General features: G+C 56.5%; 18 protein-coding genes. 5 read left to right on the forward strand and 13 right to left on the reverse strand.

Annotated features, from left to right (window positions below; translation table 11 throughout):
* Positions 1-11 precede the first annotated feature (11 nt).
* The 7 genes from rsmG to rpmH form a co-directional block, all read right to left on the reverse strand.
* Positions 12-647 (reverse strand): 16S rRNA (guanine(527)-N(7))-methyltransferase RsmG, encoded by a 636-nt coding sequence (rsmG, locus tag EC919_RS11610; RefSeq protein ID WP_208294975.1) that lies wholly within the window; start codon positions 645-647, stop codon positions 12-14.
* 5 nt (positions 648-652) lie between these two features.
* The gene (mnmG, locus tag EC919_RS11615) at positions 653-2551 is read right to left on the reverse strand and encodes a tRNA uridine-5-carboxymethylaminomethyl(34) synthesis enzyme MnmG (protein WP_133774018.1); all 1899 of its coding nucleotides are present in this window, start codon (positions 2549-2551) and stop codon (positions 653-655) included.
* A gap of 523 nt (positions 2552-3074) precedes the next feature.
* On the reverse strand, positions 3075-4445 hold the full coding sequence (mnmE, locus tag EC919_RS11620) for a tRNA uridine-5-carboxymethylaminomethyl(34) synthesis GTPase MnmE (RefSeq protein ID WP_133774020.1): 1371 nt from the start codon (positions 4443-4445) through the stop codon (positions 3075-3077).
* Between the two features lie 78 nt (positions 4446-4523).
* Positions 4524-6203 (reverse strand): membrane protein insertase YidC, encoded by a 1680-nt coding sequence (gene yidC / locus EC919_RS11625; RefSeq protein ID WP_133774022.1) that lies wholly within the window; start codon positions 6201-6203, stop codon positions 4524-4526.
* Between the two features lie 2 nt (positions 6204-6205).
* On the reverse strand, positions 6206-6451 hold the full coding sequence (gene yidD / locus EC919_RS11630) for a membrane protein insertion efficiency factor YidD (RefSeq protein WP_074886126.1): 246 nt from the start codon (positions 6449-6451) through the stop codon (positions 6206-6208).
* Entirely contained in the window at positions 6444-6845 is a 402-nt protein-coding gene (rnpA, locus tag EC919_RS11635) for a ribonuclease P protein component (protein ID WP_122534378.1), read from the reverse strand. The genes yidD and rnpA overlap by 8 nt, the downstream gene beginning before the upstream one ends.
* 16 nt (positions 6846-6861) lie before the next feature.
* The gene (rpmH, locus tag EC919_RS11640; protein WP_002551315.1) at positions 6862-6996 is read right to left on the reverse strand and encodes a 50S ribosomal protein L34; all 135 of its coding nucleotides are present in this window, start codon (positions 6994-6996) and stop codon (positions 6862-6864) included.
* A gap of 584 nt (positions 6997-7580) precedes the next feature.
* Here rpmH and dnaA point away from each other — a divergent pair.
* Genes dnaA through gyrB form a run of 4 tightly spaced genes read left to right on the forward strand, consistent with a single transcriptional unit; the run spans position 7581 to position 13794 of the window.
* Positions 7581-9116 carry a chromosomal replication initiator protein DnaA gene (dnaA, locus tag EC919_RS11645; RefSeq protein WP_133774023.1) on the forward strand — a complete coding sequence of 512 codons (1536 nt, stop codon included), beginning with the start codon at positions 7581-7583 and terminating at the stop codon, positions 9114-9116.
* A gap of 35 nt (positions 9117-9151) precedes the next feature.
* Entirely contained in the window at positions 9152-10255 is a 1104-nt protein-coding gene (gene dnaN / locus EC919_RS11650) for a DNA polymerase III subunit beta (protein ID WP_133774025.1), read from the forward strand.
* Positions 10256-10268: 13 nt separating this feature from the next.
* Positions 10269-11372 carry a DNA replication/repair protein RecF gene (recF, locus tag EC919_RS11655; protein ID WP_133774027.1) on the forward strand — a complete coding sequence of 368 codons (1104 nt, stop codon included), beginning with the start codon at positions 10269-10271 and terminating at the stop codon, positions 11370-11372.
* A gap of 4 nt (positions 11373-11376) precedes the next feature.
* Positions 11377-13794, forward strand: a complete 2418-nt coding sequence (gene gyrB / locus EC919_RS11660; protein WP_065988041.1) for a DNA topoisomerase (ATP-hydrolyzing) subunit B — start codon at positions 11377-11379, stop codon at positions 13792-13794.
* A gap of 66 nt (positions 13795-13860) precedes the next feature.
* Here gyrB and EC919_RS11665 read toward each other — a convergent pair whose 3' ends face one another.
* Both EC919_RS11665 and EC919_RS11670 read right to left on the reverse strand, forming a co-directional pair.
* Complete coding sequence (locus tag EC919_RS11665) at positions 13861-15009, reverse strand: acyltransferase family protein (protein WP_133774029.1); 1149 nt, start codon at positions 15007-15009, stop codon at positions 13861-13863.
* Positions 15010-15070: 61 nt separating this feature from the next.
* Positions 15071-16186, reverse strand: coding sequence for an acyltransferase family protein (locus EC919_RS11670; RefSeq protein ID WP_166650529.1), 1116 nt, complete (start codon positions 16184-16186; stop codon positions 15071-15073).
* A 338-nt stretch (positions 16187-16524) separates the two neighbouring features.
* Here EC919_RS11670 and EC919_RS11675 point away from each other — a divergent pair, with 338 nt between their 5' ends.
* Positions 16525-17712 carry an MFS transporter gene (locus EC919_RS11675; RefSeq protein WP_208294970.1) on the forward strand — a complete coding sequence of 396 codons (1188 nt, stop codon included), beginning with the start codon at positions 16525-16527 and terminating at the stop codon, positions 17710-17712.
* A gap of 183 nt (positions 17713-17895) precedes the next feature.
* On the opposite strand, the gene EC919_RS11680 is transcribed toward EC919_RS11675, so the two are convergent.
* Genes EC919_RS11680 through glyQ form a run of 4 tightly spaced genes read right to left on the reverse strand, consistent with a single transcriptional unit; the run spans position 17896 to position 22291 of the window.
* Positions 17896-18666 carry a lysophospholipid acyltransferase family protein gene (locus EC919_RS11680; protein WP_133774033.1) on the reverse strand — a complete coding sequence of 257 codons (771 nt, stop codon included), beginning with the start codon at positions 18664-18666 and terminating at the stop codon, positions 17896-17898.
* 57 nt (positions 18667-18723) lie between these two features.
* On the reverse strand, positions 18724-19281 hold the full coding sequence (gmhB, locus tag EC919_RS11685; protein ID WP_166650530.1) for a D-glycero-beta-D-manno-heptose 1,7-bisphosphate 7-phosphatase: 558 nt from the start codon (positions 19279-19281) through the stop codon (positions 18724-18726).
* A gap of 11 nt (positions 19282-19292) precedes the next feature.
* Entirely contained in the window at positions 19293-21347 is a 2055-nt protein-coding gene (glyS, locus tag EC919_RS11690) for a glycine--tRNA ligase subunit beta (RefSeq protein WP_133774035.1), read from the reverse strand.
* Positions 21344-22291: a glycine--tRNA ligase subunit alpha gene (gene glyQ / locus EC919_RS11695; RefSeq protein WP_065988033.1), complete on the reverse strand. Its 948-nt coding sequence runs from the start codon at positions 22289-22291 to the stop codon at positions 21344-21346. The genes glyS and glyQ overlap by 4 nt, the downstream gene beginning before the upstream one ends.
* Positions 22292-22367 lie beyond the last annotated feature (76 nt).

The following is a 22367-nucleotide window of genomic DNA, read 5'->3' on the forward strand; positions in this document are numbered from 1 at the left end:
TGTGTTCCCTGTCATGCCGTGCGGCGCAGTATCAGCAGATGCCGTTGACCTTGGCAACCGGGTACGGCCAAGGCTTGCGCGCTTTCCAGATGAAAATCTGCGGGCAATGCTACCAGTTCATCCGCTGGATGCAGACCCTTCATTGCCAGCCAGCGCGTTTCGCCGTCGCCCAAGTGTCGAGTCCACTGGGTAAAGTCTTCCAGACTGCTGAAGGCGCGAGAGATGATGCCGTTGAACGGCAGCGCGGGCTGGAATGCTTCGGCACGGCTGTGGATAACTTCCAGGTTGGCGAGTGCGAGCTCCAGTTTCACCTGGGTCAGAAACCGGGTCTTCTTGCCGTTGCTGTCGAGCACAGTGACTTTCATGTCCGGAAACAGTATCGCCAGCGGGATGCCGGGCATGCCGCCGCCGCTGCCGACATCCAGCTGACGCTCACCTTCGATGAAACGCACCACGCTCAAGCTGTCCAGGAGATGGCGAGACACCATCTCATCCGGATCACGAACAGCGGTCAGGTTGTAGGCCCTGTTCCACTTGATCAGCAAAGCCAGGTACGCCAGCAACTGGCTATGTTGGCTCTCGCTCAACTCGACGCCTAGCTCTTGAGCGCCAAGGGTCAGTTCTTCTGCATGCTGCGGGGTAACCATCGAACTCAAGCGCTTTGCTCCAACTGACGGCCCGCGCCGCGTTTTTTCAAATGAATCATCAACAGAGAAATCGCCGCGGGTGTGACGCCTGGGATCCGTGAGGCCTGGCCCAGCGTCTCCGGACGACTTATCCCCAGCTTGCTCTGGATTTCTTTGGACAGACCGGAGATCCCGGTGTAATCGATGTCAGCAGGGAGTCGCGTGTTTTCGCTGGCACGCAGACGAGAGATTTCATCCTGCTGACGGTCGATGTAGCCAGCGTACTTGGTCTTGATTTCGACCTGTTCAGCAACCTGCGGGTCAGGCGAGCCGTGGCCGGTCAGCGCAACCAGACTGGCATAGTCCACTTCCGGACGGCTCAGCAGATTCAGCAGATTGTATTCGTGGGTCAACGGGGTGCCGAAGTGAGCCGAGACCGCATCGCCCTGCTCGGTACCCGGACGAATCCAGGTGGATTTCAGGCGCTGTTCCTCCAGCTCGATGCCTTCACGCTTGGCACAGAACGCCGCCCAGCGGGCGTCGTCAACCAATCCGAGGGCCCGACCCTGTTCGGTCAAACGCAAGTCCGCGTTGTCTTCGCGCAAAATCAAACGGTACTCGGCGCGTGAGGTGAACATCCGGTACGGCTCTTGAGTACCCAGGGTAATCAGGTCATCCACCAGCACGCCGATGTATGCCTCATCGCGACGCGGACACCAGCTGTCCTTTCCTTGAGCCCGAAGCGCCGCGTTGGTCCCGGCAAGTAAACCTTGGGCACCGGCCTCTTCGTAACCGGTCGTGCCGTTGATCTGTCCTGCGAAAAACAACCCACCAATGACCTTGGTTTCCAGGCTGTACTTCAGGTCGCGTGGATCGAAATAGTCATACTCGATGGCATAACCAGGCCGGACAATGTGGGCATTTTCCATCCCGCGAATGGACCGAACGATCTGCAGCTGTACGTCGAACGGCAGCGAGGTCGATATACCGTTTGGATAAAGCTCATGGGTCGTCAAACCTTCCGGTTCGATAAAAACCTGATGGCTTTCCTTGTCGGCAAAACGATGGATCTTGTCCTCGATCGATGGGCAATAACGCGGGCCTACCCCTTCGATTTCTCCGGCAGCAGAGTACATCGGTGACCGATCAAGGTTCGCTGCAATGATTTCATGGGTCCGGGCGTTGGTGTGGGTAATCCAGCAACTGACCTGGCTCGGGTGCTGAGCCTTGGAGCCCATGAACGACATCACCGGGATCGGCGTATCGCCCGGCTGTTCTGTCATCACCGAGAAATCCACAGATCGGCCATCGATGCGCGGAGGAGTGCCCGTTTTCAGGCGACCCACTCTCAGCGGTAGTTCACGGAGCCTGCGTGCGAGCGCAATGGACGGCGGATCACCGGCGCGACCGCCCGAATAGTTCTGAAGGCCGATGTGGATAAGTCCGCCCAGAAAGGTACCTGTGGTGAGAACCACGGAGTCGGCCAGAAAACGCAGGCCCATCTGAGTCACTACGCCGCGCACCTGGTCCTGCTCGACGATCAGGTCGTCGCATGCCTGCTGGAATACCCACAGGTTGGGCTGGTTTTCAATGATCTCTCTGACAGCCGCCTTGTAAAGCACTCGATCTGCCTGGGCACGCGTCGCCCGGACGGCCGGGCCTTTGCGGCTGTTCAACACGCGAAACTGGATACCGCTTTTGTCAGTGGCCGTTGCCATCGCACCGCCAAGTGCATCGATCTCTTTGACCAGATGACTTTTGCCGATGCCACCAATGGCCGGGTTGCAACTCATTTGGCCGAGGGTTTCCACGTTGTGCGTAAGCAGCAGGGTGGTGACACCCATACGTGCAGACGCCAGTGCTGCCTCGGTACCGGCATGACCGCCGCCGATGACGATCACTTGAAAACGGGAAGGGAAATCCACCACGCACCTCGTGCCTGTTGATTGGGGGGAATAGGAATGGCGGCAAGTATAGGGACTTACCCCCCCTTAAGAAACCCGTTGCGCAAAATCTAACCAGCTGTGGATGAATGAGGGTTATAGAAATTAAAAAGAAAGATATTTATAAGATCTTTGTTTTTATGTTTATTTTTACTGAGCCCGCTTTCTGTGGATAAATCTCTGAAAGCCTTTCAGTACGTGATGTACAGAGAATCAAAAGCCTGTGGCCATGTGGTCAAGAGGCCTTTGGATAACCTGTCTAAGCCTGTGGATCAAATGGACAGTTGTCCACAGGTGTGATTATCCTCAGATAAGAAGCGTGTTTATCAACCGAGCTCAGTCGCGGTTATGCACAGGGCTTATTCGAAAATTCGGGTGCTGAACGGTCAAATTCGAGGCGCACTTATCCGCCAATACGTTGATCGGAAGTCAGAAAAAGTCGGATGAGTGAATCGAGATGGGGCAGATCCGGAGAGATTGACCTGCCTGGGGATAGATCGCGGTGTTATTTGCCGATGCAAAAGCTGGAGAAAATTCGTCCTAACAGATCGTCCGAGCTGAATGCTCCGGTAATTTCGCCCAAGGACTGCTGCGCTTGGCGCAGGTCTTCTGCAAGTAGCTCTCCGGCGCCGGCCAAGGTCAGCTGCGAGCGTCCATGCTCGAGAGAGGTGCTTGCCTTGTGCAACGCTTCAAGGTGGCGCCGTCGTGCACTGAAGCTTCCTTCAGCTGTTTGCTGATACCCCATGCACGCTTTCAGATGCTCGCGCAGAAGCTCCACACCCTCACCACCGGCCTTGGCGCTGAGGCTGATGGTCACGTGGCCATCGACGCTGGTCACCAGTTCCACCGGCTCCTCACTCAGGTCCACCTTGTTACGAATCAGCGTGACATGGGATGGGTCAGGTCTTTGATCGAGAAACTCTGGCCACAACGCGAAGGGATCGCCCGCCTCTGGAGCTGTCGCATCCACCACCAGCAAAATGCGGTCTGCCTGGCCTATCGCCTGAAGCGCGCGTTGAACCCCTATTTTTTCCACTTGATCGTCCGTGTCGCGCAGACCAGCGGTGTCCACTACATGGAGGGGCATCCCATCAATGTGGATATGTTCGCGCAGGACATCCCGGGTTGTGCCGGCGATCTCAGTCACGATCGCCGCTTCTTTGCCCGCGAGGGCATTCAGCAAGCTGGATTTGCCGGCATTGGGCCTGCCCGCAATCACCACATTCATGCCATCCCTGAGCAACGCGCCCTGATTGGCTTCGTGTAGCACTGTGGATAACTGGTTGCGTACGTTATCCAGCATGGTCAGGACGTGGCCATCCGCGAGAAAGTCGATTTCTTCCTCAGGAAAGTCGATTGCCGCTTCAACGTAAATGCGCAGGCTGATCAGTTTCTCCGTGAGCTCATGCACTCGCCGGGAAAATGCACCCTGCAGCGACCTCAGGGCGTTACGCGCGGCCTGAGCAGAACTCGCCTCAATGAGGTCGGCGATCGCCTCGGCCTGGGCAAGGTCAAGCTTGTCATTGAGAAAAGCGCGTTCGCTGAATTCACCCGGCCGTGCCAGGCGGCATCCCAGTTGCACACAACGTTGAAGCAACATGTCCAGAACCACAGGCCCACCATGTCCTTGAAGCTCGAGCACGTCTTCCCCGGTGAACGAATGAGGGCCGGAAAAGTAGAGCCCGATCCCTTCGTCGATCACTGCGCCGTTTTCTTCTTTGAAAGCGCCGTAGTGCGCATAACGAGGTTGTGGCAGTTTGCCGAGAATCGCCTCGGCACACTTGCCGGCCTGGGGGCCGGAAATACGAACGATGCCGACGCCTCCACGTCCGGGAGCCGTAGCAATGGCCGCAATGGTTTCAAAAAGCACGTTCATGGGCCGACTCCTGGGCAACCGACGGATAGCAAAACGCCCCACGAGGGGGCGTTTTGAGTGACTTGTTAACAGGGTAGATCAGGCTTCAGCTTTCTTGGCTTTCGCTTCGATGCTGCGGGTGATGTACCACTGTTGAGTGATGGACAGGGTGTTGTTCACAACCCAGTACAGCACCAGACCAGCCGGGAACCACAGGAAGAAGAACGTGAAGATGATTGGCATCAGCTTCATGACCTTGGCCTGCATCGGATCCGGAGGTGTCGGGTTCAAACGCTGCTGGATAAACATGGTTGCGCCCATGATGATCGGCAGAATAAAGAACGGATCTTTGATCGACAGGTCAGTTATCCACAGCAGCCACGGTGCCTGACGCATTTCGACGCTTTCAAGCAGTACCCAGTACAGCGACAGGAACACCGGCATCTGGACCAGAATCGGCAAGCACCCACCCAACGGGTTGATCTTCTCTTTCTTGTACAGCTCCATCATCGATTGAGACAGCTTCTGACGATCGTCGCCATGCTGTTCTTTCAACGCGGCGAGGCGCGGAGCGACTGCACGCATGCGTGCCATGGATTTGTAACTGGCGGCCGACAGAGGGAAGAAAAGCCCTTTGATCAACATGGTCAGGAAGATGATTGACCAGCCCCAGTTACCGACGATGCTGTGGATATGTTGCAGCAGCCAGAAAATAGGCTGAGCAATGAACCACAGAATCCCGTAATCCACCGTCAGTTCAAGACCTGGGGACAACTCTTTCAGGACTGCCTGACTCTTTGGACCGGCGTAAAGCGTCGCAGTCGTCTCGGCTTTCGCGCCAGGTGCGACTGTCAATGCCGGGCCAGTGAAACCAATAATGTAATTGCCGGCACTGTCTTTACGGGTGGTGACGGTATTGCTGTCAGCCTTGTTCGGGATCCAGGCGGTCACAAAGTAATGCTGCAACCAGGCGACCCATCCGCCCTGAACAGTATCCTTTACCGATCCTTTGTCGATGTCCTTCATGGAAACCTTTTTGTAGGGTTCCGAAGGTGTCCACATGGCAGCGCCCAGATAAGTGGCGGTGCCCGTAGCGGTAGTCGAGGATGGATCGGCGCTCGCATCACGTTTCAGCTGGGCGAACAGGTTACCGTTCCACGGCTGCGCGCTTTGGTTGTCGATCACGTAAGAAACGGTGAGGTCATACAGACCGCGTTTGAACGTGAAGCGCTTGATGTAATTAACACCGGCATCGCTGAATTTCAGGTCGACGACCAGATCGTTCTGGCCATCAGTCAGCTGATAACTTTTTTGCGTGGCCGAGTAAACCGGCCGACCCGCTGCACGGGCATCAGGACCGTTCGCGCCAGTCAGACCGCTCTGAGCAAGGAAAATCCTCTCGCCGCCGTTATCGAACAGTTGGAAAGGAATCTCCGGGTGATCCTGACGGCGTGGATAAAGTGGCAAACGAAGCTGCACCACATCGCCGCCCACTGGATCAATGTCCAGGTTGAGGACGTCTGTCTTCACCTGGATCAGGTCTTTGCTGGTGGCCACCGGCATTTCCGCCGGCGCAGCTACTTCGCCGGTAGCGCTAGGAACGTCTGCATTGGCAGTCGCTGAACCTTGCGGAGCATCAGGAATAGCGGATGTATTGGTGTTGGCAGCAACATTCTGAGTCGGCAAGGCAGCCTGACCGTAGTCCTGGTTCCATTTCAGGACACCGACATAGGTCACGATTGCCAGGGCGACGATCAGGATCGTGCGTTTAATATCCATGATTACTCGGCCATCGAAGAGGAACGGGAGGTGGGAGCAGGTGGAACCGGGTCATAACCACCGGGATTCCACGGATGACACCGACCTAAGCGACGTAAGGTCAGCCAGCCACCGCGCACCAGACCATAATTTTCAATGGCCTCGTACGCGTAGCAGGAGCAACTGGGGTAGAAACGACAGTGACTGGCCATCAGAGGACTGATGGCATAGCGGTAAAACTGGATCGGAACGAGCGCCAGTTTACGCATCAGGACTGTCTACCCCCGCAGTTTCGGTTTTAAGTTCGGGATCGGGCCGGCTGCGCGCCAGACGTTTCCAGAGCTTGCCGAAATGCTGAATCAATTCGGGGTTTTCAATGTCACCCAAGCCTTTGCGTGCGACGACGACGATATCCCATCCGACCAGGTTGTCCTGGTGAAGGCGAAACGACTCACGCATCAGGCGTTTCAAGCGGTTGCGCTCGACGGAGAGCTTCACGCTCTTCTTCCCGATCACCAACCCGAGACGGGGATGATCAAGGTCGTTGTTGCGCACAAGGAGCAGGAGATTTTTTCCCGGAACCTTACCGGTGGGGGAGTCAAAGACTGCCTTGAAATGCCGGGGTGTCAGCAAACGCTTTTCCCGACTGAAGTCCTGACTCACCACCTGTGCCGATTAATCAAACTGCCAGACGCTTACGGCCTTTGGCGCGACGACGCGACAGAACTGCGCGACCGTTTTTAGTGGCCATACGAGCACGGAAACCGTGGGTGCGAGCGCGCTTGATAGTGCTGGGTTGGAAAGTACGTTTCATGGCGTGTTACCTGGTTCGTCCACAACGGGCCGGAATGGCCCCCGTTTTAAGAGACCGGGGATTCTAGAGAAAGCGGGCTCGCAGGTCAATTTCCAACCAACGTTTCTTGCATTTAGTTCCTGAGTGGACTTCATCGACAGCGCTCCATCAGTCGGTGCATCCTTGTCTCGTAGATATAGAAATAAAGAAGGAAGGTATTTAAAGCTTTTTTGTAAAGCTTATAAAAGCTTAAGGAGAAGATTTCTGTGGATAAAGTGCTGTAGGCCACGCACTGCATGATGTACAGACGAACGAAAGTCTGTCCACAAGCGGTGCTGCGGCTGTGCTGCAGCTGACGACAAGCTGTGTATAAATGCGTTACTTATCAACAGGCGCCTTATCCACAGGTTTCAGACCTGTGTTATGCAAAGGGCTGAAGCGCGGTTATCCACAGACCTTAACTATCCACCGGCTGTCGTCTTTTTCAGCGCTGTAGTGTCGGTTTGATGCGCTGGCGCCCTACCTTCATGTGGATAAGTCGGCTTCGGGTGGTTACAATGGCCGCTTGTTTTTGCCGCGCCGGCTTCAGAATCTAGGGGATATTTGTGTCAGTGGAACTTTGGCAGCAATGCGTTGAGCTTTTGCGCGATGAGCTGCCTGCCCAGCAATTCAACACCTGGATCCGTCCGTTACAGGTTGAAGCCGAAGGCGACGAATTGCGCGTGTATGCGCCCAACCGGTTTGTGCTGGACTGGGTCAATGAGAAGTACCTGGGTCGATTGCTCGAGCTGCTGGGCGAGCACGGTCAGGGAATTGCCCCGTCGCTGTCCTTATTAATAGGCAGCAAGCGTAGCTCTGCCCCACGTGCGGCACCGAATGCACCGCTCGCCGCAGCGACGGCCGCATCTCAGGCTGCAGAGATGGCTGCCTCCAGTGAAGCGCCGGTCGTAGCCCGCGCGCCGCAGTCAGTAGCGACGCCAGCCCCCATGATTCAGAATTCATTGAATGTCGAGGACGAGCCTTCCCGGGCGAGCTTTGACCCAATGGCTGGCGCCAGTTCCCAGCAAGCCCCTGCGCGTGCCGAGCAGCGTAATGTTCAGGTTGAGGGTGCGCTGAAACACACCAGCTACCTGAACAGGACCTTCACATTCGAAAACTTTGTCGAAGGTAAATCCAACCAACTGGCGCGCGCGGCCGCCTGGCAGGTAGCGGATAATCCCAAGCATGGCTACAACCCTCTCTTCCTTTATGGCGGTGTGGGTCTGGGTAAAACTCACCTCATGCACGCTGTAGGTAACCACCTGCTCAAGAAGAACCCGAACGCCAAGGTCGTGTATTTACACTCCGAGCGGTTCGTGGCGGACATGGTCAAGGCGCTGCAGCTCAACGCTATCAACGAGTTCAAGCGCTTCTATCGCTCCGTTGATGCACTGCTGATCGATGACATTCAATTCTTTGCCCGCAAAGAGCGTTCTCAGGAAGAGTTTTTCCACACCTTCAACGCCCTTCTCGAAGGGGGTCAGCAGGTTATTCTTACGAGCGACCGCTATCCTAAAGAAATTGAAGGCCTCGAAGAGCGCCTGAAGTCACGTTTCGGTTGGGGCTTGACCGTCGCCGTGGAGCCCCCGGAGCTGGAAACACGGGTGGCGATTTTGATGAAGAAGGCAGATCAGGCGAAAGTCGATCTCCCTCACGACGCCGCTTTTTTTATCGCGCAACGTATCCGTTCCAATGTGCGTGAGCTTGAGGGTGCGCTCAAGCGCGTCATCGCTCACTCGCACTTCATGGGCCGGGACATCACGATCGAGCTGATCCGTGAATCCTTGAAGGACTTGCTAGCGTTGCAGGACAAGCTGGTGAGTGTGGATAACATCCAGCGGACCGTCGCTGAGTACTACAAGATAAAAATCTCCGACCTGCTGTCCAAACGCCGTTCCAGGTCCGTCGCGCGTCCGCGGCAAGTAGCGATGGCGCTGTCCAAGGAACTGACCAATCACAGCCTTCCCGAAATCGGTGATGTGTTTGGCGGTCGCGATCACACAACTGTGTTGCATGCGTGCCGGAAGATCAACGAATTGAAAGAATCCGATGCGGACATCCGCGAGGACTACAAGAACCTGCTGCGGACTTTGACAACGTGATGCCGACGCAGCTTATCAAGGCAAGGGACTAGACCATGCATTTCACCATTCAACGCGAAGCCCTGTTGAAACCCCTGCAACTGGTCGCGGGCGTTGTCGAACGCCGTCAGACCTTGCCGGTTCTCTCGAACGTGCTCCTGGTCGTTGAGGGCCAGCAGTTGTCTCTGACCGGTACAGACCTGGAAGTCGAGCTGGTCGGCCGCGTGCAGCTGGAAGAGCCCGCAGAGCCGGGCGAAATTACCGTTCCTGCGCGCAAGCTGATGGACATCTGCAAAAGCATTCCCAACGATGCGCTCATCGACATCAAACTGGACGAGCAGAAGCTGATCGTCAAAGCGGGTCGTAGCCGTTTCACGCTTTCCACCCTGCCTGCCAACGATTTCCCAACCGTCGAAGAGGGCCCGGGTTCGCTTACGTTCAGCCTTGTACAAAGCAAGCTGCGCCGCTTGATCGAGCGCACCAGTTTTGCAATGGCCCAACAGGACGTTCGCTACTACCTTAACGGCATGCTACTTGAGGTTCAGTCGGGGATTCTGCGCGCGGTCGCAACCGATGGGCATCGTCTTGCGATGTGCTCGATGGCTGCAGAGATCGAGCAGGCTGACCGTCACCAAGTGATCGTGCCGCGTAAGGGCATTCTGGAGCTCGCCCGACTACTGACCGAACAAGATGGTCTGGTCAGCGTCGTGTTGGGTCAGCATCACATTCGTGCGACCACGGGTGAGTTCACATTCACATCCAAACTGGTCGACGGGAAATTCCCGGACTATGAGCGAGTGCTACCTAAGGGCGGCGACAAGTTGGTCGTGGGTGATCGTCAGGCACTGCGTGAGGCTTTCAGCCGCACGGCGATTCTCTCGAATGAGAAGTATCGAGGTATCCGCCTTCAGTTGGCCAACGGCCAGTTGAAGATTCAAGCGAATAACCCGGAGCAAGAGGAAGCCGAAGAGGAAATCAGCGTCGACTACAACGGCAGTTCACTCGAGATCGGATTCAACGTGAGCTACCTGCTCGACGTATTGGGTGTCATGACTACGGAGCAAGTCCGTCTGATTCTCTCCGATTCCAACAGCAGTGCGTTGGTGCAGGAATCCGGCAATGACGACTCGGCCTATGTCGTTATGCCGATGCGCCTGTAACAGCAGTTGATCAATGTCTCTTAGCCGTGTCTCGGTCACCGGGGTGCGCAATCTGCACCCGGTGACCTTCTCTCCTTCTCCCCGCATTAACATCCTCTATGGCGCCAACGGCAGTGGGAAAACCAGTGTCCTTGAGGCCATCTACCTCCTCGGCTTGGCGCGCTCTTTCCGCAGCGCCCGGCTGCAGCCTGTCATTCAATACGAGCAACCTGCGTGCACGGTGTTTGGCCAAGTCGAACTTGCCGAAGGTGGCCATAGCAGTCTTGGCGTTTCCCGTGACCGTCAGGGCGACTTTCAGATTCGTATAGATGGCCAGAACGCGAAAAGCGCCGCGCAACTGGCGGAGACGTTGCCGCTGCAGCTGATTAATCCCGATAGCTTTCGGCTCCTCGAAGGTGCTCCCAAGATCAGACGTCAATTTCTGGATTGGGGAGTGTTCCACGTGGAACCTCGTTTTATGTCCACCTGGCAGCGGCTCCAGAAGGCCCTGAGGCAGCGGAACTCGTGGCTTCGGCATGGTACACTTGACGCCGCTTCGCAGGCCGCATGGGACCGTGAGTTGTGTCTGGCGAGCGATGAAATTGACGAGTTTCGGCGCGCTTATATCAAAGCGCTGAAACCTGTGTTCGAGCAAACGCTGAGTGAGCTTGTCCAGATCGATGGGTTGACGCTTAGTTACTATCGAGGATGGGACAAGGAAAAAAACCTGAGCGACGTTCTGGCATCTTCGCTCTACCGTGATCAGCAGATGGGTCATACGCAGGCGGGGCCGCAACGCGCAGATTTACGTCTACGACTTGGCGGACACAATGCGGCAGATATCCTCTCCCGCGGGCAGCAGAAACTCGTGGTCTGCGCCCTCCGTATTGCTCAGGGACACTTAGTCAGCACGGCCCGTCGTGGCCAATGTATTTACCTCGTCGACGATCTGCCATCGGAGCTCGATGAGAATCACCGCGGTGCGCTTTGTCGCCTGCTGGAAGAATTACGCTGCCAGGTATTTATCACCTGTGTAGATCATGAATTGTTGAGGGAAGGCTGGCAGACGGAAACGCCAGTTGCCTTGTTCCACGTGGAACAAGGCAATATCACCCAGACCCACGACCACCGGGAGTGAAGGCATGAGCGAAAACCAAACGTACGACTCGACCAGCATCAAAGTGCTGAAAGGGCTCGATGCCGTACGCAAGCGTCCTGGTATGTATATCGGCGACACAGATGATGGCAGCGGCCTCCACCACATGGTATTTGAGGTTGTGGACAACTCGATTGACGAGGCATTGGCTGGTCACTGTGACGACATCAGTATCATCATCCACCCGGATGAATCGATCACTGTTCGTGACAACGGTCGCGGCATTCCGGTCGATGTGCATAAAGAAGAAGGTGTTTCCGCCGCCGAAGTCATCATGACGGTGTTGCACGCTGGCGGTAAGTTTGACGATAACTCCTACAAAGTATCCGGCGGGCTGCACGGTGTGGGCGTTTCAGTCGTCAACGCGCTGTCCGAGGTTCTGAACCTCACTGTTCGCCGCAGTGGAAAAGTCTGGGAGCAAACCTACGTCCATGGTGTTCCACAAGAACCGATGCAAATCGTTGGTGAAAGTGATACCACGGGCACAGAGATCCACTTCAAGCCCTCCTCCGAAACCTTCAAGAACATTCACTTCAGCTGGGACATCCTCGCCAAGCGTATTCGTGAGCTGTCGTTCCTTAACTCCGGTGTGGGTATCGTTCTCAAGGACGAGCGCAGCGGCAAGGAAGAGCTGTTCAAATACGAAGGCGGTCTGCGCGCATTCGTTGAATACCTCAACACCAACAAGACGCCGGTGAATCAGGTCTTCCATTTCAACATCCAGCGTGAAGATGGCATCGGCGTCGAAATTGCCCTGCAGTGGAATGACAGCTTCAACGAGAACTTGTTGTGCTTCACCAACAACATTCCACAGCGCGACGGTGGCACCCACCTGGTCGGCTTCCGTTCTGCCCTGACCCGTAACCTGAACAACTACATTGAGCAGGAAGGTTTGGCGAAGAAGCACAAGGTCGCTACCACCGGTGATGATGCGCGTGAAGGCCTGACAGCGATTATTTCCGTGAAGGTACCTGATCCGAAGTTCAGCTCCCAAACGAAAGACAAGCTGGTGTCTTCAGAAGTGAAGACGGCAGTTGAGCAGGAGATGGGCAAGTACTTCTCTGACTTCCTGCTGGAGAACCCGAACGAAGCGAAAGCCGTTGTCGGCAAGATGATCGATGCAGCGCGTGCTCGTGAAGCTGCGCGTAAAGCACGTGAGATGACTCGTCGCAAAGGTGCGCTGGATATCGCAGGCCTGCCCGGCAAACTGGCCGATTGCCAAGAGAAAGACCCTGCCCTTTCCGAACTGTATCTAGTGGAAGGTGACTCTGCTGGTGGTTCCGCCAAGCAGGGACGTAACCGTAAAACTCAGGCCATCCTGCCACTCAAGGGCAAGATCCTGAACGTGGAAAAGGCGCGCTTCGACAAGATGATTTCGTCCCAGGAAGTGGGCACGTTGATCACTGCACTGGGCTGCGGTATTGGCCGCGACGAATACAACATCGAAAAGCTGCGCTACCACAACATCATCATCATGACTGATGCTGACGTTGACGGTTCGCACATCCGTACCCTGTTGCTCACCTTCTTCTTCCGCCAGTTGCCGGAGTTGGTTGAGCGTGGCTACATCTACATTGCTCAACCGCCCTTGTACAAGGTGAAGAAAGGCAAGCAAGAGCAGTACATCAAAGATGACGACGCCATGGAAGAGTACATGACCCAGTCGGCCCTTGAAGATGCGAGCCTGCACCTCAATGAATCGGCGCCTGGTATTTCCGGTGCAGCGCTGGAGAAACTGGTCCACGATTTCCGCATGGTGATGAAGACGCTGAAACGTCTGTCCCGTTTGTACCCACAAGAGCTGACCGAGCACTTCGTTTATCTGCCGGCCGTGCCAATGGAGCAACTGTCGGATCATGCGGCCATGCAAGAGTGGCTGGCGAAGTTCGATGAACGCCTGCGCGTGGGTGAGAAGTCCGGGTTGGTCTACAAGGCCAGCCTGCGTGAAGACCGCGAGCGTAACGTGTGGCTGCCAGAGGTCGAGCTGATCTCACATGGTCTGTCCAACTACGTCACGTTCAACCGCGATTTCTTCGGCAGCAACGATTACAAGACAGTCACTGCACTGGGTGCGCAGATCAGCACCCTGCTGGAAGAAGGCGCTTACGTTCAACGTGGCGAACGCAAGAAAGCCGTCACCGAGTTCAAAGAAGCATTGGCCTGGTTGATGGCAGAGAGCACCAAGCGTCATACCATCCAGCGCTATAAAGGTCTCGGCGAGATGAACCCGGATCAGCTGTGGGAAACCACGATGGACCCAAGTGTGCGACGCATGCTCAAGGTGACGATCGAAGACGCTATCGGCGCTGATCAGATCTTCAACACCCTGATGGGTGACGCAGTAGAGCCGCGCCGCGACTTTATCGAAGCCAACGCACTGGCAGTGTCGAACCTGGACTTCTAAGGTTTCAACCGCCAACAAAACAGCCCCAACGATGCGAATCGATTGGGGCTGTTTTCGTTTAGGCACTCAGCTCACTGTTTTAATCGGGCTGGTCGGCGATGTGGTCCGCCCTCTCCTGCTTAACTGTTTTCCCCATTCGATACCGCGCAATTCAATGAATCGATGGCTGACCGTAGATATACCGATAATGATGATTAACAGAGCGATGAGTAGAGCATTGTCAGCCACTCCGTTGTGGAAGGACAGCATCGGACCGGGCGCCGCGGTAGCGTAGGTGACGATGGTGTATCCGGTGACTTTTCCTACAAGAAGCAAGGCAAGGGTGGAGGCGAATAGAACCATCGCATGGGTCATGTAGATCGAGTAGGACAGCACGCCCAGCTTCTCGAACGGGCGAGCCTTGAGCAAGGTCGAAATCACTCCTCCCTCAAAGGAGAAAATCAACATAAGCGCGCAGAAGACCAACATCAGAATGATCTGCTTGTGATCGATGTCACTCACCAGCAAGCTCGCTGTGAGACAGATCCCAACAGTTTCCAAAACAGTGTGCACCCAGCGCGGAATGCTCTTGTTGTGGATAACCTGATAGAGGTGATAGGTGATCACTCCGGCAAAGAAGCAGGACAGTCCCTGCAATGCGGGCTCCATCAGATAGCCATATCCCAAGGACAAGCACGCCGTAGCCATCAACGAAATCATCAAAAATATTGGAGTGGAGATGCGTGGTGTACACAAAAGTATCCCCGCGAAGATCATGTAGACGTAGTACTCGACACTGATGCTCCATGCCGGAAAGTTGAACGACTGGGGATTGAATCCCGGCCACCAGGATTGCAGCAGCAGAAGGTTGGGGAGGATTTCCTGGGGCGCTCGCTGTCCGGTGAAGCTCGGCTGATTGAACGCTATGCCGGCACGCTCCGCGGCCAGCTTTACCACCTCCAATGCGATAGCGAACAGGAGCACAACGACGTGCAAGGGGTACAGCCGGAAGGTGCGTGTGATGAAGAACTGCTTGAACTGGTCTGTCGTGGCCAGGCGCTGGCGGTAGGTGTGGACCATGACAAAGCCGCTAAGCACGAAGAAAAAACTCACCAGGTAATGAGCGTTTCTGAAGAATGCCCATTCGCCGAAGCTCTGGGAAATATGGACATGATAGACCGCAACACTTAGTGCGCAGATACCCCTGAAGCCGTCCAGCACTTGAAATCTCTTCATCGCGAACTCCCTGTTGAATCCATGCCGGATGCGTTTAGAGCCTCCCTCGGTGCGCAAGTCATCATGCGGCACCTTTCCCGGTTCTGGTCCAATGGGTCTTCTTGTTGTCCAGGCGACTGCTTAATAATCCGGCCAGCCCGCGGCGCCAGGCCATGGCGGGCCTCTCGATAACATGCCAGGAGAATATGGCTGCCAGTAACACGAGCGGGAAGGCGATCAGCATCATGCTGAGAGGGCCGATACCTTTGAACAGATGGGCCAGGATTTCCTGAATCGGGAAGGCGTAGATATAAACGCCATATGAGTAATCGCCCAGCTGGTTGTAAGGGGCGATTACCGGGTGGGTTGCGAACCCCAGGTAGAAAATCAGATACGTCCAGGCCAGAACAAAACACTCAAAGAAATACGGCGTGCGCCATGTGCAGGCGGCTAGCACCGCGAAAGGCAGGAAGCCGATAAATCGATGCTCGATGTGCTGACGATAGCGGTAGAAGGACATGCCCAGAACAAACGGCAAGCTCCACGTGAAGAAAGATTCGGTGCCGTAGAAGTCATCGACCAAAGTGCTGTTCAGCATCAAGGCTTTGAACGAGACGTACAGCGCGGCATAAAACATGACAAAGCCGGCGAATTTCCGGCCTTCACTGAAAAAGCAGAATGTTCCAAGCGCGCCCACCAGGATGTAGAGGGAAACTTCATAAAAGAGCGTCCACAGCGACCCGTTAATGCCGGGCCAAGGGTTATTTTCGAACACGCCAGGCAACTGGAACCTCATGCTGAACAGGGTCAAGTTGTGGGTTAAATAATCGTATGTCTCATCCGAACGGAAATATTCCGGCGCACTCAGTGTCGTAAAAAAGGGCCCGACCAGAAACACGCTGAGCAACAGTACAAGGGTCAACCCAGGGTAAATGCGCAGAAAACGAGCGGTAAAAAAATCGGTTGTGTTGCCTGCGCGATCACGGCTAAGGGAGATAAAAAAACCGGAGACGCAGAAGAACGTGATCACTGCCAGTTCACCGAGTGACAAGCCAATCCATTTCGAGAGTGGTTCTACCGCATCATGGCCAAGTGCGAGAGGGTAACTGTGGGAAATCAGGACCGCCGTGGCAGCGAGCATTCTGATCAGGTTAAAGTTATTGCTTGTTCTGGACGTCAGGTCACCCAACGTATTCATGTTGCCTCCGCGAGAGATCAGGGTGATATCGGTTCGATCCATTCACCGCTGTGACGCTCACGCCGTCGGAGACGCGCGATATCGAGAGGGTTGAAAGTGGTTCTGAGCTTGAACGATACACTGGGGATGCTCCGCGTCTAATTGGCATCCCTAATCGCGACGCGGATTACCTGCACGCCCTGTCAGCCAATAATTTGGCCCTGAAACTCGAACGATAGTTTTTGTTAGGGGACTGTATCGCTGCGCCTTGTCTGTGCAATGACAGCGTGCAGAACCTACAAACCCGCCGATGGAACCGCTGCATCAGGACAGGTTTAAGACCAAGGAGCCTCAGTCATATGTCGATTCGCAAATACCAGAAAGTGCTGGCTATCCCTCGAGTGCTGCCTGCCACGTTGTTCATGTTCGTTGCGGGTCTGCCGCTGACCATCATGGGCCTCACGCTGAGCTTGCATGTGCTCAATGAAATGGGCGGCAGTTATTTTGATGCAGGCGTGGTGGGGACAGCGACCGCCCTTGGTTTCGCGGTGGGCTCTCCCCTGCTCGGCCGAATGATTGATCGTCACGGCCTGCGCCCAGTGGTGGCCGTGTGCGGGACACTGTCGACCCTCGCTTGGGTGTTGCTGCCGATGGTGAGCTACTGGCTCTATGTCTTTCTGGCTTTTGTTGCCGGTCTCTTTACCGTGCCAACGGGCTCGCTTGCCAGGCAGTTCATCGCCAGTCTGGTGCCGGAGGATCAGCGCCGGCCTGCGTACTCGCTCAACATGATGCTGATGGAGCTCTCATTCGTCATCGGGCCCGCCAGCGGCATTCTGCTCATCACCACGTATTCGGCGACGGCCACGCTGGCGGGCATCGGCCTGTGGCGCGCGCTCTCCTATGTCGTGCTCTATGTGTTGAACTGGCCGACGCGCAACGTCGACGAAGTCGCTGCAAATCCTGATCGCGTACGCCCCAAAATCCGTACCTGGATGAGCGGCCGTTTACTGGCCGTCATGTGTGTGAGTGCGGGGGCTTTGTTCGTGTTGTACGGCACCGAGCTGGCACTGATCGCCGTGCTGCGCGCCAGCGATCAACTTGCCTTCACCGGGTATGTCATCGCCGCGATGTCCATTGCGTCCATCGTGGGCGGGTATGTCCACGGTGTTGTCCACAGGTCGTGGTCACAGATGAAACTCGCTTTGGCAATGAGCCTGCTGCTGCTACCTGTGGTGTTCTTCGATGACGTCTGGTGGTGGCTGATGCTCGCGCTGTTGCCGACCAATCTGCTATGCACGCCGACGCTGGCTGCAGGTTCGGAAGCGGTTGCCAAGCTGGCGCCTTCCAGCGTAAGAGGTGAGGTGATGGGGTTGCACGATTCGGCTTACCGGATAGGTCAGACGCTGTCGGCGCCCATTGTGGGATTCGCTATCGACAGCGTTTCCCCCGCCATGGGGTTTGTCGCAGCAGCGTGTGGCGGGATTGTACTGGTCGGTATGGGGGCGCTATGCAATCTACAGATAACCGCGCCGGGGAGGACTGCCTGATCCACGCATCGGTCTTGGCTGCCAAGGCTCAAGACCGGTCTTTGCAGGGGATCGGAAGATGCTGGGGAAAAACTTATGCACGCTTTGGATGTTGTAAGCGTCGTAAGAAATAAGTATTTAAATTAACGAGTTAGCAGCGAATTTTCCGATTTTGGATTTATTCGTGCACAGGTTATCCACAATTCACGCCGGTGATTTCTCGGGTGCAGGCGCAGGCATTGCAGGCGATCCCAAATTACGCTGGGTTTGCTCATTCCAGGCCGAGACGCGATCGTTCAGCGCTGCGATTGCGCGTGGGCCGGTGCCCTCTGCGTACATCGGTTTGCCAATCACGACTTCGATGGTCCCCGGCTTTTTACCCCATCCCTCTTTAGGCCAATACCGGCCGGCATTGTGGGAAATGGGCAGGACAGGCAAGTCCGCATTAACGGCCAGCGCCGAACCGCTGCGCGAGAATTTTCCGATCTGGCCGTAGGGTACGCGCGTGCCTTCAGGGAAGATCAGCACCCAGACCCGGTCTTTGAGCAACTCATCGCCTTTCTTTGCCACGACCTTGAGCGCCGCTTTGGGGTTGTTGCGATCGATGGCGATGGGACGCAGCATCGCCATGGCCCACCCAAAGAACGGCACGTAGAGCAACTCACGCTTGAGCACTTGGCTTAAAGGCTGAAAGTGGGCCGAGAGAAAAAACGTTTCCCACGTGCTCTGGTGATTGGAGACGATCACGCACGGTGTCTCCGGAATATTCTCCTCGCCGGTGACGTTGACCTTGATGTTGAGGAACACGCGGGTCAGCCATAAAGCACAGCGGCACCAGTAGACATTGATGAAGCGATAGCGAAGACGGAACGGCAGGAAAGGTGCAATAAAGAAGCTCAGCGAACACCACAGCAGGGCAGTAGTGCCCAGCAGCAGGTAAAAGAAGAAAATCCTGATGGCCTGCACAATCGACATAGCTGCTTTTACCGTTACGGGGCAATTGCCCGAATTGAGCGAGCCGTTGAATAGCCGTTAGCGATTCAACGGGGCGCTGTTGTGAATAAGTTCTGCGGCAACCGCCGCCAGATCATCGAAAACCAACGTGCTTGCGGGTAATGCACCGCTGCGCGTCTTCTGACCTTTGCCGGTCAGGACCAGAACAGGTTGTGAGTCGACGGCCACCGCCGCCTCCAGGTCACCCTTGCTGTCGCCCACAAACCACACGCCGGCTAAATCGACGGCGTAATGGCTGGCAATTGTCTTCAGCATGCCCGGTCTTGGCTTGCGGCAATCGCAGCCGGCGTCCGGACCATGGGGACAATAAACGACCAGTCCGACCTCGCCGCCCTCCTCCGCCACGAGTTCACGCAAGCGTGCGTGCATGGCATCAAGGGTGACCAGATCGTAGTAACCGCGAGCGATGCCGGACTGATTGGTGGCCACAGCCACCGTCCAGCCGGCTTTACTCAGTTGCGCAATGGCCTCGATGGAGCCTGGAATCGGAACCCACTCGTCCACCGACTTGATGTAGGCGTCGGAGTCCTGGTTGATCACCCCGTCCCTATCGAGAATCAGCAACTTCACTGGCATGCGCTCCGCTGTCAGCTCAACAAAGAGATGTCGGCAACGCCGAGGAACAGATTGCGCAGACGGGCAAGCAAGGCGTAACGGTTGGCTCGCACACTGGCGTCTTCCGCGTTGACCATCACTGCTTCGAAAAACGCATCCACAGGCTCGCGAAGTGCCGCGAGACGCGTCAGCGCTTCGTTGTACTGACGGCTGGCGGACATCGGCGCTACGGCCTGATCTGCCTGCTGAATTGCCGAGTACAGCGAGAACTCGTTGGCGTTGTCGAAGTACTTCGGCTCGACGGTCTGGGCGATGCTGCCATCCGCCTTGCTCAGCAGATTGGAAACCCGCTTGTTCACGGCGGCCAGTGCTGCAGCCTCAGGCAATTTGCGGAAGGCCTGGACCGCCTGAACACGTTGATCGAAGTCCAGTGCCGAAGCGGGCTGCAAGGCGCGCACCGACAGGTAGACAGAAACGTCTACGCCTTCGTCTTCATAGCGCGCACGCAGACGATCGAAGATGAATTCGAGCACCTGCTCTGGCAGGCCAGCAGGTTTGATCTTCACACCAAACTGAGCAACGGCGAACTGCACGGTTTTGACCAGATCCAGGTCCAGCTTCTTCTCGATCAGGATGCGCAGGATGCCGAGCGCAGCCCGGCGCAAAGCGTACGGGTCTTTGCTCCCGGTCGGCAGCATGCCGATACCGAAGATACCCACGAGTGTGTCGAGCTTGTCGGCGATGGCGACAGCGGCGCCGGTCAACGTGCCTGGCAATTCAGCCCCAGCGCCGCGCGGCATGTATTGTTCGTTCAACGCCAGTGCGACGTCTTCGGGTTCGCCGTCGGCCAAGGCGTAGTAGTAGCCTGCAACGCCCTGCATCTCCGGGAACTCGCCAACCATCTCGGTCGCCAGGTCGCACTTGGACAGCAGGCCTGCCCGTGCGGCGCGCTGAGCATCGCCGCCAATGCGTGGCGCGATGAACGCAGCGAGCTTGGAAACGCGCTCGGCCTTGTCGAACACCGTGCCCAACTGGGCCTGGAACACCACGTTCTGCAGACGCTGGTTGAACGTCTCCAGCTTTTGCTTCTTGTCCTGCTTGAAGAAGAACTCGGCGTCGGTGAGACGCGGGCGAACCACTTTCTCGTTGCCGTGGACGATCTGGGAAGGGTCCTTGCTGTCGATGTTCGCGACAGTAATGAAGCGCGGCAGCAACTTGCCTTCGGCATCCAGCAGGCAGAAGTACTTCTGGTTGTCCTGCATCGTGGTGATGAGGGCTTCCTGCGGCACTTCAAGGAAACGCTCCTCGAACGAGCACACCAGCGGCACTGGCCATTCGACCAGCGCAGTCACTTCATCAAGCAATGCCGGCGGTACGATGGCGGTGCCTTCGTGTTGCGTGGCGAGCTCTTCGACGCGCTTGCTGATCAACTGACGACGCTCGTTGAAATCCGCAAGCACATGGGCCGCGCGCAAGTCGCTGGCGTAATTGGCCGGCGACGAGATGCGCACGCTGTCCGGATGATGGAAGCGATGGCCGCGGGACTCACGGCCGGACGTCTGGGCGAGAATGGTGCAGTCGACGACTTGATCGCCAAACAGCATCACCAGCCACTGGGTCGGACGCACGAACTCTTCCTTGCGCGCGCCCCAGCGCATGCGCTTCGGAATCGGCAGGTCGTTGAGCGAATCTTCGATGATGGTCGGCAGCAGACTCAACGTTGGCTTGCCAGGGATGCTCTGGCTGTAGCGCAGCTTCGGGCCGCTCTGATCGATTTCACTCAGGTCCACGCCGCACTTCTTGGCGAAGCCCAAGGCAGCCTGGGTCGGATTGCCCTCGGCATCGAACGCCGCCTGACGTGGCGGGCCATCCAAGTTGACGCTGCGATCCGGCTGCTCGGTGGCGAGCTGAGTAATGAGCACGGCCAGGCGACGTGGCGCGGCATAGACCTGTTTGGCGGTATAGGTCAAACCGGCAGCCTGCAGGCCTTTTTCGATACCGGCCATGAACGCATCGGCCAGAGTATTCAATGCTTTGGGTGGCAGTTCTTCGGTGCCCAGTTCGACCAGAAAATCTTGAGCACTCATTGCGCAGCCTCCAGCTTGGCCAACACTTCATCGCGGATATCGGGCGCGGCCATCGGGAAGCCGAGCTTGGCCCGGGCCATCAGGTACGCCTGGGCCACGGAGCGAGCCAGGGTGCGGACGCGCAGAATGTACTGCTGACGTGCCGTCACGGAAATCGCGCGACGGGCATCCAGCAAGTTAAAGGTGTGAGAGGCCTTGAGGACCATTTCATAGCTCGGCAGTGGCAGCTCGACTTCGATCAGGCGCACGGCTTCGCTTTCATAGAAATCGAACAGCTCGAACAGTTTGTCGACGTTGGCGTGCTCGAAGTTGTAGGTCGATTGCTCCACCTCGTTCTGATGGAACACGTCGCCGTAGGTGACTTTGCCAAACGGGCCGTCAGTCCAGACCAGGTCGTAGACCGACTCGACGCCCTGCAGGTACATCGCCAGACGCTCGAGGCCGTAGGTGATTTCGCCCGTGACCGGGTAGCATTCGATACCGCCGACTTGTTGGAAATAGGTGAACTGCGACACTTCCATGCCGTTCAGCCAGATCTCCCAACCCAGGCCCCAGGCGCCGAGGGTGGGTGACTCCCAGTTGTCTTCGACAAAGCGGACGTCGTGTACGAGCGGGTCAAGACCCACGTGCTTCAGCGAGCCAAGGTACAGCTCCTGAAAGTTGTCCGGGTTGGGCTTGAGGACAACCTGGAATTGATAGTAGTGCTGCAGGCGATTCGGGTTCTCGCCATAACGGCCATCGGTAGGACGACGGCTCGGTTGCACGTAGGCGGCGTTCCAGGTTTCCGGGCCGATGGCGCGCAGAAACGTAGCAGTGTGGAAAGTGCCGGCGCCCACTTCCATATCGTAGGGCTGAAGTACCACACAACCTTGCTCAGCCCAGTATTGCTGGAGGGCGAGGATCAAGTCTTGGAAGGTACGCACGGCTGGCGTAGGCTGGCTCACGAAATTCACCTGTACTGGGGGGCTGCGATTTAAAGAGCGGGAGTATACCCGATTCGGCCGCGCCTCCACCCTTGGG

Origin of the sequence: Pseudomonas graminis, assembly GCF_004364335.1 — a bacterium.
In the GTDB taxonomy this organism is placed as follows: Bacteria; Pseudomonadota; Gammaproteobacteria; order Pseudomonadales; family Pseudomonadaceae; genus Aquipseudomonas; species Aquipseudomonas graminis_D.